The organism is Nonomuraea sp. NPDC003709, from assembly GCF_040610775.1.
GTDB classification, from domain to species: Bacteria; Actinomycetota; Actinomycetes; order Streptosporangiales; family Streptosporangiaceae; genus Nonomuraea; species Nonomuraea angiospora_A.
On the sequence record NZ_JBEXMW010000016.1, the window covers coordinates 271,207 to 284,076 of the forward strand.

A 12,870-nucleotide genomic window follows, 5' to 3' on the forward strand; every position below is an offset into this window, starting at 1 on the left:
CCCTACCCGCGGTTGCGGACCACGTACCCCACCAGCACCAGGGCGCCCGCGACGGCCTGAGCCGCCAGGAAGCCGCCCAGGGGGCCCGGCGGGGACAGCAGCGCGGCAACGGCGGGCAGGCACCCGAGCACGGCCAGGTCCACCCCGGTGAGCGCCCAGCGCAGGGGCCCGGTCGGGATCGCGCCGCCCGGGGTGTCGATGATCGGCATGGAGTGGTCGACCGGACTCCTCCTGGCCATCCGCAGCGCGGCCGCGGCCAGCGCGGGGGCCGCCGGCGGCCCGAACAGCCACCACGCCCCCGGCAGCGCGCCGCCCGCGCTCAGGGCGGCCAGCCCCAGGGTCGCCCACGCGCCGCTCAGCAGCAGGGGCAGCACCGCGCGGGCCGCGAGCGCCTGGCGGCGGTCCACGCCGAGCAGCCTGGACAGGGCCGGATTGTCGCCGTCCCTGCGCGCCCCCGACACGCTCACCGCCGCCACGGCCAGCGAACCCACCAGCACGGTCGCCCCGAGCGTCACCGGCGCGCCGCCCGCCTGCGCCAGCACGGCGGGCAACGCGGACATCGCGAACATGACCCCCAGACGCCCCGGCCTGCGGCCCACCCGGCGCCAGTCGTGCCAGGCCAGTGCGAAAGGCGCGGGCAGCGCCGGCCACCGCCGCGAGCTGAGCTTCCTGGCCCGCCAGTGGTTGTCCTCCGCTATCCAGGTGAGCGCATCGGGGTCGAGGCCGACGGCCGCGTTCGCGACGCGTCCCGCCCGGGTCGAGGCGGTGACGAGGGTACGGGTGGGGATCCGGTCGAGTGACGTCCACGCGTGGCGTACCAGCAGGGCGGAGGAGGCCGCCGCGACGGCCGCGGTGACGGCCACCGCCGACAAGGGAGCGCTCGCGGCGACGGCGAGCACCGTGCGCAGCTGCCCGCTGACGGTCACGACGGCGGCCACCAGCAGCGCGACCGTCGCGGACGTCAGCCAGACCTGCCACGACTGGGACGCCTGACCGAGCACCGCCAGGGCCATCCCGCCCGCGGTCGCCGAGACGCCCAGCACCATGGCGCCGAGCAGGCGCCACACGAGCTGGTCGGGGGCGCCCAGCACGGCGACCAGCCCCAGCCCGAGCAGCAGCCCGGCCGCCACCGCCACCGTGAACAGCACCCGGGCGGTGCGTCCGAGCAGGTGCCGCCGGTTCAGCGGCGAGGGCAGCAGCCAGGAGGCGTCGGCGGCGGACAGCATCACGGGTCCCGCCGCGCGGGCCGCGGCCAGGAAACCGGCCAGCGCCAGCGCGAGCAGGGCCGCTCCCGCGCTCACGCGGGCGGGATCAGCCGTTCCGGCCAGCCCTTGGAGCACGGTGGTGAGCGGGTGGCCGAGCACGGCGGCGAGCATCGCCAGCCCGAACCCGGCGACGTACCGATCGAGCAGGCCACCGCGGGCCGGGCCACGCGAGCGGAGATACGCCCGCACCACCCGCACACTGCCTGCGTCCCCGCTCACGCGTCCACCCCAGGGGCTACGTCGGCTCCGCTCATGCGTCCACTCCTGACGGTGAGACCTGGCGGGCGCGCCCGGCCAGGTCGTGATCATGCGTGGCCATCACCACGGTGCCTCCCTCGCCCGCGTACTCCTCGAGCAGATCGGCCAGCCGGGCCCGGAAACCGGCGTCCAGGCCGCGTTCCGGCTCGTCGAGCAGCAGCAACGTGCTCGGCCTGAGCAGCGCGGAGGCCAGGGAGAGGCGCTGGCGCTGCCCGGTGGACAGGTTCAGCGGCGGCGCGTCCGCCCGCTCCACCAGCGCGAACACCTCCAGCGCCGCCTCCACCTCCATACGGGCCTCGGCGTGCACGGCTCCCATGAGCTCCAGGTGCTCGCGGGCGGTGAGCCCCGGATACCAGGCGGGCTCGTCGCCGAGCATCGCCACCCGGCGCCAGAAGGCGGCGTCGTCGGCCGGCGGCTCCCCGAACACCCTGACCTCGCCGGAGGTCGCGGACTGGAGCCCGGCCAGGCAGCGCAGGAGGGTCGACTTGCCGCTCCCGTTCGGGCCGACGACCGCCATGATCTCGCCCGGTGACACGGTCAGCTCCATGTCTCGCAGCACGGGGTTGCCGCCGAGTTCGACCGTGAGGCCGTGAACGCTGATGATCGAGTCGTACACGGATCCGAGCCTAGCCAGCCGATCGCACAGGCGATCGCGACGATTTTCTGTCGGGGCCATCGCCTACCTTCTATTCCGAACACCAGTGCGACTGGAGGGTGACGTGATTGCTTCTGAGCGATTCGAGCGTGCCGCCGTGTTGGGGGTGGCTGTGGCTGAGGAGGCTCGACGGCTGCTGAGGCTCCACCTGGTTTCGGGAGAGGAGGGAGGCGACGGCACCGTGCTCGTCGACGTGCCCTATCCCGACGCGGTCGTGGTGGCGGCGCTGCTCGACGTGGCGGCGGAGTGTTTCGGCGAACGGGGTGACTCGGTCGAGGAGACCAGGCAGGCGGCGTTGGAGACGTTGTTACAACTGGCCGGGTTCGACGGCGAGTCCCAGCTCAGGCGCGCCTGATCGGCCGGGCTCACTGCGGGCGCGCCACCCCGTGCCGGAAGGCGTAGGAGACGGCCTGGGCTCGGTCCCGCAGGCCCGCCTTGGCGAAGAGGTTGTTGATGTGGGTCTTGACGGTGGCCTCCGAGATGTAGAGGCGGCCGGCGATCTCGGTGTTCGAGAGGCCGTCGGCGATGAGAGCCAGCACCTCGCCCTCGCGCGGGGTCAGCCCGTCGGGGAGCCCGTCACGGACGATGCCAGGAGGAGGAGGGATGGTTCCGGTTGTGGCCGGGGTCTGCCTCGTGGGCGCCGACATGGTGTCCAGGAGGCGGCGCTGGACGGTGGGGTCGAGTTGGGCGTCGCCGCGCTTCACCGTGGCGACGGCCCTGGCGATGTCGTCGGCGTCCGCGTCCTTGGTGAGGAAGCCGCGCGCACCCGCTCGCAGCGCCGCGAAGACGGACTCGTCGTCGGAGTACGTGGTGAGCACCACGACCTGGGTGTCCGGAAACCCGGCACGGATGCGGCCGGTGGCCTCCACGCCGTCCATGCGCGGCATGCGCAGGTCCATGAGCACCACGTCGGGCCGCCGTTCCTCGACCAGCCGCAGCGCCGCCTCGCCGTCCCCGGCCGAGCCGACCACCTCGATGTCCGGCAGCAGCCCGAGCAGCAGCACCAGGCCCTCGCGCACCACGGCCTGGTCGTCCACCACGATGACCCTGGTCATCCGGGCGCCCCCGGTCATGCCGGCACCTTCAGGCGCACCTGGAAGCCGCCGTCGTGTTCGCCTGCCGACAGTGTCCCACCGAGCAGTTCGGCCCGTTCGCGCATGCCCACGAGGCCGTAGCCGCCCCCGGGCGAGCCCTTCTCGGCGGAGGCCGGATTGGTGATGCGCAGCTCGCACCAGAGCCGGTCAAACTCGAGCTCGACCGTGGCCGGGCTGCCGGGGGCATGGCGGCGTACGTTCGTGAGGGCTTCCTGGGCGGTGCGCACCAGGGCGAGCTCCGTCTCCGGCGACAGGCGGTGCTCGGGGCCGGAGACGCGCAGCGTGCAGGCCTGGTGGGCGGCGCCCTCGAAGTCGTCCGCCAGCGTGCGCAGCGCCACGGGGAGCGCGGGCGGGTCCTCGCGCAGCGCCTGCACCGCGCGCCTGGCCTCATCGAGCCCCGACTTGGCCAGGTCGCGGGCCCGGGTGACCCGGTCGAGCGCTTCGGCCGTGCGCTCCGCGCGCAGCAGCAACTTGGCGCCCTCCAGATGGACGAGCTGGGCCGAGAGGGAGTGGGCGAGGATGTCGTGGATCTCCCTGGCGATCCTGGCCCGTTCCGCGAGCACGGCCTCTCGCGCCTCGGCGGCCCTGGTGGCCTTGCGCTGTCTGGCCGCGTACGAGATCAGGAAGATCAGGCAGGTGCTGAGGATGAGGGGAAGGTCCCGGGCCGGGTTGCCGACGATCCCACCCGCCACGACCAGGCCCCCGACGGCCAGCAGGCCGATGGGCAGCGCCTGGCGCAGGGTGAAGCGGGTGACGGCCAGGCTGACGCAGATGAGCAGAGCCCCGATTGCGGCGCCGCCGTCGGTCAGGGTGCTGAGGGCGATGGAGAGGACCACAGCAAGGGCGACTGCGATCAGCGCGACAGGCACCCCGAAAACCCGCAAGGCCCGCAAGTCCCCCAACCCTGACCTCGCGCCCAACCCCGGCCCCGCCCTCAACCCTGACCCCGCCTCCGCTTCGGCCCCCACCAGGCCACCACCCGGCATCCTCAGCCTGCTTGACCCAGGCGGTCCTGAGGACATCGGGCCGTTGGGCGTCGGCGACCCCGACGGCATCGGGTTGTCGGGTGCTGTTGGCCTCGATGGTGGCGGGCTGCCGGGTGCCGGTGACCCCGACGGTGTCGGATCGCCGGGTGCTGCCGGCCCCGATGATGGCGGGCTGCCGGGTGCTGCCGGCCCTGACGGCGTCGGGCTGCTTGACGCTGAGAGCTCTGGCTGCGGTCGGCTGCCTGGCGTCGAGGCCTCGGGCTGCGGTCGGCTGCCTGGCGTCGAGGCCTCGGGCTGCGGTCGGCTGCCTGGCGTCGAGGCCTCTGGCTGCCGTCGGTTGCCCAGCGCGGGTGATGCGGACTGCGGTAGGTCGCTTGGCGCCGGGGCTTCCGGTTGTGGTCGGTTGCCCGGTGCCGGTGCTCCTGGGTCCGTCGGGCTGTCTGGCGCGGACGGCTCTGGTGGGCTGCCCGGCACCGGTACCGGCACCGGCACCGGCACCGGCGCTTCTGGCTGCGATGGGTTGGCCTGCGCTGACGGCTGCGTCGGCGAGCCTCCTGCCCGCCGGACCTCCCACTGGCCTTCGGGCCGGACCTCCCGCTGGCCTTCGGGCCGGACCTCCCGCTGGCCCTCGGGCCGCGCCTCCAGTCGGCCCTCCTGCCGGGCCGCCCGTGAGACTTCCCGCAGGGTCTCCCGGTGGGTCTCCAGCGGGACCTCCCGTCGGGCTTCCGTCAGGGCCGACCATGAGTCTTCCCGTGGGGCTTCTCGGTGAGTGGGGTGGGGCTGGGTGTGGCGGTCGCGTAGTGACAGGAACAGGGTGGTGAGCAGGGTGAGGCCCAGTCCGGCGGTCAGGAGGGTGACCGCCAGTCCGATGCCGGTCAGGCCCGGCGCGGGGGTCGCTCCCAGCTGGGCCGCGATCAGCAGCGCGATCACCCCGAGCTGCAGCGCGAGGGCGATTCCGTACGGCGCACGCATCACCCCACGACGGTATCCGGTCGCCTGTCCATGCTCGAAAGCGCACGCCCCCTACGGGCGACGACGTACGACTGGGCGCCGATGGTGAGGCCGATGAACAGCATGATCCCGCCGCTGGAGAGGTCGAGGCCGAGGGCGCCCCCGGCGAAGTACAGGCCGACGCGGATGGCGACCGAGGCCAGCCACACCAGCATGGTCCAGGCCGTGGCCTTCGACCAGGAGACGCCGGAGTCGTCCAGCCACACCCGTACGGTTGTCCCCCGCCATACGCCCAGGGCGACGGCGACGACGGCCTCCACCAGGGCCAGGCCGAGGCTGAGTGCGAGCTGTCGGGGATCGATGATCCCGCCTGATGCGATGCCGACGATGACCATGAAGGCGGCGGTGTAGAGGATGCCCCGCTTGGCGGTGGGACGGGTCTGCATCTGGCGGTAGACCACGAACACCACGGCGAGGGGGACGAGGAGAGAGATCAGTATGGGTTCCACGGGTTTGACGGTAGGGATCGGCACGGCGTACCGGATCGGCCCGAGGGTTGAGTGCGCGGATCTCCACCCTGGGGTGGAGATCGAGGTGAGAGGTAATCGGGTCGCTGGGGGAGCAGGCTCTCGGTTACCGTCCAAGCATGGGCGTTATCTCCGTAAATGTGGGCCAATCGGTCGAGGCTGAGTGGGCGGGGAAGCTGGGGCGTACGGCGATCGACAAGCGGGCGGTCACGCACCGGGTGGCCGTACTGGCCAACGGGCTCGCGGGTGACGAGCGGGCCGACAAGAAGCACCACGGCTCGCCCGACCAAGCTGTCTACTCGTACGCAAGAGAGGACTACGACTGGTGGGAGGAGGAGCTCGGGCGGGAGCTGCGTAACGGGCAGTTCGGCGAGAACCTCACCACGTCCGGCCTCGACGTCACGGGGGCTGTGATCGGCGAGCGGTGGCGGGTGGGCAGCGCCTTGCTGGAGGTGAGCGGGCCCCGGATTCCGTGCGTGGTGTTCCGCAACTGGATGGACGAGCCGGGGTGGGTCAAGCGGTTCACGGCGGCGGGGCGGCCCGGGGCCTACCTGCGAGTGGTCTCACTCGGGGAGCTGGGCGTCGGGGACGAGGTGGAGGTCGTCTCGCGGCCCGAGATCGGGGTGACGGTGGGGGACTGGTTCCGGGCTCGGCACGGGGACGAGGAGGCGCTGCGCCGCATCCTGGCCGTTCCCGGGCACGACGCCGAGTGGGACCGCATGGCCGAGCGCCTTTTCAGCGGCCAACGATCTTAGACCGCCCGCCCGCTCGTCCGGTCCGCTCGTCCGGTCTGCCCGTTCGGCCCGCCCGTTCGGGCCAACCGCCCGGCCCACTCGGATGGGCAGCCGTCCGAGGCTGCCCATCCACCTCCTAGCCCGCCCATTTGGGGTGGGGTCAGTGGAGGATTGAGTACAGGGCTGAGGTGAGGGAGGCGTGGGTGTCGTCTTGGTCGATGGACCACATCATCGAGCCGCCCAGCCCCTTGAGGCGGATGTACGCCGCCTTCTGCAGCAGCACCGCCGGATCGTCGTACGACCAGAACTCGTTCCCGTCATACAGCCACAGGGCCCCGGTCCGCAGGTCCCGGTAGCGCTTGCCGGGCTTGGTGACCAGGTCCTTGTAGTCCTCGGTCCCGGGTCCCCACTTCCCGGCGGCGGGGCCGGTGGCCGGCTTGTAGAGGCCGTCGCCGCCGCCGGTGACCCCCGTCCAGCCCTGCCCGTACGCGGGTACGCCGACCACGATCTTGCGGCCGGGCGCCCCGCGGGACAGGTAGTCGCGTACGGTCTGGTCCACGCTGTACCGCACCGGGTTCGGATCCCGCCGATCGGTGAGGAGGTTGCCGTTGTGCCCGGTCTGCGCCTCCCACGTCCCGTGCAGGTCATATCCCTGGACGGTGGCGAAGTCGAGCGCCCTGAACACCCGCCGCACCTCGAACCCGGCGTCGATCTTGGCGGCCGCGGCCGGGAGGAAGGCCGTGAGCTGCGCGCCTGAGGAGAAGGCGGTGAGCTGCGCCCGCAGTTCCTCCGCGAACAGCGTGAAGTTCCGTCTGTCCTCCGGCCGCACGACGTTCCCCTCGGCGCCGGAGGAGCCCGGCCACTCCCAGTCCAGGTCGATCCCGTCGAACACCCCGGCTCCGGCGCCCGCGGGGAGGTCCGGCAGGTTGCCGCGCAGCCACAGGTCGATGCACGAGCGGGCCAGTGCGGCGCGGGACTCGGCGGTGAGGACCGCGTCGGAGAAGTACTTGGAACCGGTCCAGCCGCCCAGCGAGATCATCACCTTGAGCCCCGGGTGCTTGGCCTTGAGCTTGCGGAGCTGGTTGAGGTTGCCGTTCAGGGCCTGGCCGGGCGCGTCGGCCACGCCGTCCACGCTCTGCTCCGCGGGCACGGGCCGCTGCCAGTCCGCCCACGGGTCGGCCGAGTAGCAGGCGCCCCCGGCGTTCACGAACCCGAACGCGTAGTTCAGGTGCGTGAGCTTGGCCGCGGCACCCGTGGCGTCCACGTCCTTGACGTGGTAGTTGCGCCCGTAGACGCCCCATTGGATGAAGTACGCGACCCGTTTGAAGCCGGTGCGGGCCTCGGCCGGCGCGGAGATCGCCGTACAGCCGAGTAAGAGCGAGAGTGCGAGGAGGATCGTCTTCTTCACGGGGCGACTCCCGAGGGGTGCACTTATAGGAAACTTTCCTAAAAGTAGGGCGACGGCCCGCCGCCGTCAACGATCCGCGCCACCTCCTCGGGGCTCGAGATCACCGCCCACGCGTACGCCGGGTTCGCGAACAGGCCGAGGACCAGGTCCGCCACGTCCTGCCTGCTCGTGGCCGCCAGCAGTAGGGTCACGACGTGCGCGGCCGGCGGCCGCAGGAACGCGTTGGTCCAGTCGGTGACCGGCGCCGCCGCCTCCCACATCCGCTCCGCCGTGGCGCGGCCGAAGGCGGCGTCGTACGGGCCGCCCGCCGCGATGGCGTCGGCCGCGATCCAGGCGCAGGCCGAACCCAGGTTCGCGCCCTGGCCGGTCAGCGGGTCGTTGGTGATCCAGGCGTCGCCGACGGCCAGCGCGATCCGCCCGCCGGGCAGCTCGGCCACCGCCTCGCGAACGACCGGCGTGATCGCCCCTTGCAGCAGGTCGTCCGCACCCAGCAGCTCCAAGCCCCCGTCCACCCGCTCGGCCAGTCGCGGCGCGTGCTCGGCGAGCAGCCCGGCCAGCTCCCCGGCGACCTCGGCCGCGGGCAGGTGCGAGAGCGGCTCCAGCGGCCCGCCGGGAACCGCCTCGACCAGCACGCTGGAGACCACGCCGTGCCTGGTCATCATCGGCATGCGGAGGATCTCCCCGCACCCGGGCGAGACGTTGTAGCCGAACATGGGGCCGAGGTCGAGACCGCCGTACAACCCGGCAGTCAGGACGCGCTGCGGCCGGTCGAACGGCGAGCGCGCCGGGTCGCGCGGGAACAGCTCCGCCACCGAGCGCCGCCCGGCCGTCACGACCATCAGCTCGTGCTCCCGGGACCATCGATCCACCCGCGCCGCGTCCGGCGGCGCGCCGGTGACGACGACCTCGCCGCCCCGGCCGGTGAAGTCGTCCAGGTACGCGGGCAGCAGCAGCCGGAAGTCGACCGCGTGGAACGGCTCGGAGATCCTGGCCAGGAACTCCAGCGGCGGATCCCCCTTGATCGAGAGCTTGGCGGATCCCATCAGGCACGCGGGATCCCGGTAGTGCTCGCAGCCCAGCTCCCGCTCCCGTGCCAGGGTGTGCCCCATCCTGCCCACCGTGTTGGGCAGCCGCCCCGAGCGCAGGGAACCGGCGTCCTGCTCGCTGTAGAGCGTGGCCTCGATGCCGAGCTGCTGGAGGCGCAGAGCGAGGGTCAGCCCCGAGATTCCCGCGCCCACGATGCCGATGCCCGCCATGTGCAGCAGTGAACCTCTCAGGGGTTGCAGTTCGATAGCACCCTCGAACAACGGGCAAACTGAAGGGGTGCCATCCACCCTGCCTGACGGCGATCCCGTGCCCACCTCGGGCGAGCTGCCCGACAGCGCCCTGAGGGGCCTCGGCGAGCGTCCGTTCGGCTTCTACGTGCACGTGCCGTTCTGCGTGACCCGCTGCGGCTACTGCGACTTCAACACCTATACCGCCGCCGAGCTGGGCCCCGGCGCCTCGCACCGGGACTACGCGGACACGGTCGTCGAGGAGATCCGCCTCGCGCGCCGCGTCCTGGGCCCGGCCGAGCTGCCGGTGGAGACGGTGTTCTTCGGCGGTGGCACGCCCACGCTGCTCCCCCCGGAAGACCTGGCCAGGGTCCTGGCCGCGATCGACTCGGAGTTCGGGTTGAGCGCGGGTGCCGAGGTGACCACGGAGGCCAACCCCGAGTCCGTCGACCCGGCCTACCTCGACAAGCTCCGCCAGGGCGGCTTCAACCGGATCAGCTTCGGCATGCAGAGCGTGGCCGAGCACGTGCTCCAGGTGCTCGACCGCCGGCACACCCCCGGCAGGGCGGCGGCGGCCGTCAAGGAGGCGAGGCAGGCCGGGTTCGAGCACGTCAACCTCGACCTGATCTACAGCACGCCCGGTGAGTCCGACGACGACTGGCGGGCCTCGCTGGCCGCCGCGATCGAGGCCGGGCCCGACCACGTGTCGGCGTACTCGCTGATCGTCGAGGAGGGCACCAGGCTGGCGGCCAGGATCCGGCGCGGCGAGCTGCCCATGCCCGATGACGACGTGGCCGCCGACCGCTACCTGATCGCCGACGAGCTGCTGTCCCAGGCCGGGTTCGACTGGTACGAGGTGTCCAACTGGGCCACGTCCGACCGGGCCCGCTGCCGCCACAACCTGCTCTACTGGACCGGCGGCGACTGGTGGGCCGCCGGGCCCGGCGGCCACAGCCACGTCGGCGGCACCCGCTGGTGGAACGTCAAGCACCCGGCCGCCTACGCCCAGCGGCTGGCCGCGGGCACGTCGCCCGCCCACGCGCGCGAGGTGCTCGGCGACGACGACCGGGCGGCCGAGCGGCTGATGCTGGAGCTGCGGCTTTCGTCCGGCTACCCGCTGGCCGAGGTGGCCCCGGACGCGCGCACGGCCGTGGCGAGCGCGCTGGCGCGCGGCCTGCTGGAGCCCGGGCCGTTCAGGTCGGGCCTCATGGTGCTCACGCTCCAGGGGCGGCTGCTGGCCGACGCGCTGATCAGGGATCTGCTGGTCTAGGTGATCAGGCGGACGGCGAACGGGTAGCGGTACGGCTCGCCCTTGTTGGTGGCCATGGCGGCCTGGATGTGGAAGATCAGGGACAGGATCCAGACGACCGGCAGCAGGAGCAGGCCGATGAAGATGATCGTCAGGATGCCCGAGATGACGTAGCCGATGAACATCGTGATCTGGAAGTTGAGCGCCTCCGCCGCCTGATCCCTGACGTAGGGGGACTCGTCCTTCTTCATCAGGTAGATGATCAGCGGGCCGACCCAGGAGACCAGCAGGCCCAGCAGGTGCGAGAGCATCGCCATGGTGGTGTCGTCGGTGCCCGGGCGGGGGCCGAACCTGCCGGGGACGTACGGCTCGCCGGGCGCGCCGTATCCGTAGCCGTAGCCGGGCGGCTGCGGCGCGGAGCCGTAACCGGGCGGGGGAGGGCCGTAACCCTGGGACTGCTGGCCGTAGCCGGGCTGGCCGTAGCCAGGTTGGCCATAACCGGGTTGTCCGTGGCCGGGCTGGCCGGGACCGGGCTGTCCGTAGCCGGGTTGACCGTACGCCGGTTGGCCGTAACCGGGCTGGGATCCTGGCTGCTGCCCGTACCCCGGCTGGCCGTAATGGGGCTCGGAGCCGGGCTGCTGCCCGTAAGCGCCAGGCTGTGACCCGGGTTGCCGGCCGTATCCGGGCTGCTGGGGGGCGGAGCCCTGGCTGGGCGGGATGCTCGACGGGGGGACGAAGCGGGTGGCGTCGTCGTCCGGCGGCGGCGGTTGCGGCGGGTCCTGGCTCATGATGCCTCCGTAACGAAGTCGATCAGTTCCTCGACCCGGCCGAGCAGTTCCGGCTCCAGGTCTGTGTACGTGGAGACGGCCCCGAGGATCCGCCGCCACGCCTCCGCGGGCTCCATGCGCCAGCCCAGGGCGGCGATGACGCCCTCTTTCCACGGCACTCCGCGCGGCACCGCGGGCCAGGCGGGAATGCGCAGCACGGACGGCTTGACCGCCTGCCAGATGTCGATGTACGGGTGCCCCACGACGAGCACGTCCGGCGAGGTGATCTCGGCGGCGATCCTGCTCTCCTTGGAGCCGGGCACGAGGTGGTCCACCAGCACCCCCAGCCGGCGCTCCGGCTCCGGGCCGAACTCCGCCACGATGGCCGGCAGATGGTCCACGCCCTCCAGGTATTCGACCACGACCCCCTCGACCCGCAGGTCATGGCCCCAGATCTTCTCCACCAGGGCGGCGTCGTGCACGCCCTCCACGTAGATGCGACTCTCCCGGGCGACCCTCGCCCGCAGCCCTTCCACGGCGATCGAGCCCGACGCGCTGCGCCTGGGCCCCGCGGGGGCCGCCGACGGGCGTACCAGCGTCACGGGCTTGCCCTCCAGCAGGAACGCGGCGGGCGCGAGCGGGAACAGCCGGCGTCTGCCGAACCGGTCTTCGAGCGTGACGGCCTCCTTGTCACAGGCCACCACCGCGCCGCAGAAGCCGCTGTCGGCGTCCTCCACGACGAGGTCCGGCTCGGCCGGCACTTTCGGGATCTTGCCCTTGCCCGGCCGCCGCCAATTCCCCGCCAGCACATCGCCCTCGTACACACGGGGACCGTAGCAAATCACCCGCCGACCGCAAGGCGCTTGCGCGCGCCGCTGCGACGGACCAGCACGATGATGGTGCCGGCGATGGCGATGAGCAGTCCCGCCCCGGGGATCAGGATGAGCGCCATCACCCCGCCGGCGATGCCGCCCGCGGCCGAGGTCAGCTCGCGGCCCACGCCGTAGCGGACGTCGGCCTGCTCCTGGGTGGTGCAGGACAGCTGGTAGTCGCCCCTGGTGGGCGCGTTGATCACGAGGATCTGCTCCCACTTGACGGACCCGGCCGTGACCGTCTGCGTGCCGGTGGTCTTGGCGAGCCTGGCTCCGTTGGTGATCTGGCACTCGTAGTGGACGGCGGTGTCGCTGGAGAGGTAGACGGCGGGTTTGGTCGCCGGGTCGATCGGCACCGTCACGGTTTCGCCGGACGCGAACGTCCTGGTGGGGGCTATGTTGCTGACGCTGCTGACGATGCCCGTGGTGAACAGGACGACGCCTGCGATGGTGCAGACCACGGCGATGCCCCAGACGAGCCCGATCCACCAAAGTCGCGGTTTGATGGCTTTCGAGTCGATTCGTGCGGGGAATTGGGGTTGCTGGCCGTACTGTCCGTACTGAGGAGGTGGGCCGTACTGGGGCGGCGGGCCGTACTGAGGAGGAGGCCCGTACTGCGGCGGCGGCCCGTACTGGGGCGGTGGCTGGCCGTAGCCGGGCGGCGATCCGGGCTGAGGGCCGTAGCCGGGCTGGGACCCGGGCTGCGGGCCATAGCCGGGCTGGGACCCGGGCTGCGGGCCGTAACCCGGCTGGGAGCCGGGCTGGGGCCCGTACGGCGGAGGCGGGGAGTTGTCGCTCATGTCGGCAAGTGTGGTACTTGCCGCTTGTAA

13 protein-coding genes are annotated in these 12,870 nt (G+C 72.3%); 3 read left to right on the forward strand and 10 right to left on the reverse strand.

The window, feature by feature from the left end; genetic code table 11:
- Nucleotides 1-2: 2 nt before the first annotated feature.
- Nucleotides 3-1,484 carry a DUF6297 family protein gene (locus ABZX61_RS40355; protein WP_355201818.1) on the reverse strand — a complete coding sequence of 494 codons (1,482 nt, stop codon included), beginning with the start codon at nucleotides 1,482-1,484 and terminating at the stop codon, nucleotides 3-5.
- 31 nt (nucleotides 1,485-1,515) lie between these two features.
- Nucleotides 1,516-2,139 carry a heme ABC exporter ATP-binding protein CcmA gene (ccmA, locus tag ABZX61_RS40360; RefSeq protein ID WP_355201820.1) on the reverse strand — a complete coding sequence of 208 codons (624 nt, stop codon included), beginning with the start codon at nucleotides 2,137-2,139 and terminating at the stop codon, nucleotides 1,516-1,518.
- Between the two features lie 145 nt (nucleotides 2,140-2,284).
- Between ccmA and ABZX61_RS40365 the strand changes: the two genes are divergently transcribed.
- The gene (locus tag ABZX61_RS40365; RefSeq protein ID WP_355201822.1) at nucleotides 2,285-2,533 is read left to right on the forward strand and encodes a hypothetical protein; all 249 of its coding nucleotides are present in this window, start codon (nucleotides 2,285-2,287) and stop codon (nucleotides 2,531-2,533) included.
- A 10-nt stretch (nucleotides 2,534-2,543) separates the two neighbouring features.
- On the opposite strand, the gene ABZX61_RS40370 is transcribed toward ABZX61_RS40365, so the two are convergent.
- From ABZX61_RS40370 to ABZX61_RS40380, 3 genes are all read right to left on the reverse strand, one after another.
- A complete protein-coding gene (locus tag ABZX61_RS40370) occupies nucleotides 2,544-3,251 on the reverse strand; it encodes a response regulator transcription factor (protein ID WP_355201824.1) in 708 nt (235 codons plus the stop codon).
- Nucleotides 3,248-4,141, reverse strand: coding sequence for a histidine kinase (locus tag ABZX61_RS40375; protein ID WP_355201825.1), 894 nt, complete (start codon nucleotides 4,139-4,141; stop codon nucleotides 3,248-3,250). Before ABZX61_RS40375 ends, ABZX61_RS40370 begins: the two co-directional genes overlap by 4 nt.
- A gap of 1,088 nt (nucleotides 4,142-5,229) precedes the next feature.
- Entirely contained in the window at nucleotides 5,230-5,718 is a 489-nt protein-coding gene (locus ABZX61_RS40380; protein WP_355201827.1) for a hypothetical protein, read from the reverse strand.
- A 137-nt stretch (nucleotides 5,719-5,855) separates the two neighbouring features.
- Between ABZX61_RS40380 and ABZX61_RS40385 the strand changes: the two genes are divergently transcribed.
- On the forward strand, nucleotides 5,856-6,491 hold the full coding sequence (locus ABZX61_RS40385) for an MOSC domain-containing protein (protein WP_355201829.1): 636 nt from the start codon (nucleotides 5,856-5,858) through the stop codon (nucleotides 6,489-6,491).
- 139 nt (nucleotides 6,492-6,630) lie between these two features.
- Here ABZX61_RS40385 and ABZX61_RS40390 read toward each other — a convergent pair whose 3' ends face one another.
- Complete coding sequence (locus ABZX61_RS40390) at nucleotides 6,631-7,878, reverse strand: glycoside hydrolase family 18 protein (RefSeq protein WP_355201831.1); 1,248 nt, start codon at nucleotides 7,876-7,878, stop codon at nucleotides 6,631-6,633.
- 38 nt (nucleotides 7,879-7,916) lie between these two features.
- Entirely contained in the window at nucleotides 7,917-9,134 is a 1,218-nt protein-coding gene (locus tag ABZX61_RS40395; RefSeq protein WP_355201833.1) for a styrene monooxygenase/indole monooxygenase family protein, read from the reverse strand.
- Between the two features lie 67 nt (nucleotides 9,135-9,201).
- Here ABZX61_RS40395 and hemW point away from each other — a divergent pair, with 67 nt between their 5' ends.
- On the forward strand, nucleotides 9,202-10,422 hold the full coding sequence (gene hemW / locus ABZX61_RS40400; RefSeq protein WP_355201834.1) for a radical SAM family heme chaperone HemW: 1,221 nt from the start codon (nucleotides 9,202-9,204) through the stop codon (nucleotides 10,420-10,422).
- Here the strand turns inward: hemW and ABZX61_RS40405 are convergent.
- Genes ABZX61_RS40405 through ABZX61_RS40415 form a run of 3 tightly spaced genes read right to left on the reverse strand, consistent with a single transcriptional unit; the run spans nucleotide 10,419 to nucleotide 12,840 of the window.
- The gene (locus ABZX61_RS40405) at nucleotides 10,419-11,189 is read right to left on the reverse strand and encodes a DUF4870 domain-containing protein (RefSeq protein ID WP_355201836.1); all 771 of its coding nucleotides are present in this window, start codon (nucleotides 11,187-11,189) and stop codon (nucleotides 10,419-10,421) included. The genes hemW and ABZX61_RS40405 overlap by 4 nt on opposite strands.
- The gene (locus tag ABZX61_RS40410) at nucleotides 11,186-11,992 is read right to left on the reverse strand and encodes a DUF3097 domain-containing protein (RefSeq protein WP_355201838.1); all 807 of its coding nucleotides are present in this window, start codon (nucleotides 11,990-11,992) and stop codon (nucleotides 11,186-11,188) included. Before ABZX61_RS40410 ends, ABZX61_RS40405 begins: the two co-directional genes overlap by 4 nt.
- Before the next feature lie 17 nt (nucleotides 11,993-12,009).
- A complete protein-coding gene (locus tag ABZX61_RS40415; RefSeq protein WP_355201839.1) occupies nucleotides 12,010-12,840 on the reverse strand; it encodes a hypothetical protein in 831 nt (276 codons plus the stop codon).
- Between the last annotated feature and the right edge of the window lie 30 nt (nucleotides 12,841-12,870).

What these genes read in the sequence shown, in the direction of transcription:
- ABZX61_RS40370 (WP_355201824.1), bottom strand. Translation starts at nt 3,251, where the DNA reads ATGACCGGGGGCGCCCGGATGACCAGGGTCATCGTGGTGGACGACCAG.
- ABZX61_RS40385 (WP_355201829.1), top strand. Translation starts at nt 5,856, where the DNA reads ATGGGCGTTATCTCCGTAAATGTGGGCCAATCGGTCGAGGCTGAGTGG.
- ABZX61_RS40395 (WP_355201833.1), bottom strand. Translation starts at nt 9,134, where the DNA reads ATGGCGGGCATCGGCATCGTGGGCGCGGGAATCTCGGGGCTGACCCTC.
- ABZX61_RS40405 (WP_355201836.1), bottom strand. Translation starts at nt 11,189, where the DNA reads ATGAGCCAGGACCCGCCGCAACCGCCGCCGCCGGACGACGACGCCACC.
- ABZX61_RS40415 (WP_355201839.1), bottom strand. Translation starts at nt 12,840, where the DNA reads ATGAGCGACAACTCCCCGCCTCCGCCGTACGGGCCCCAGCCCGGCTCC.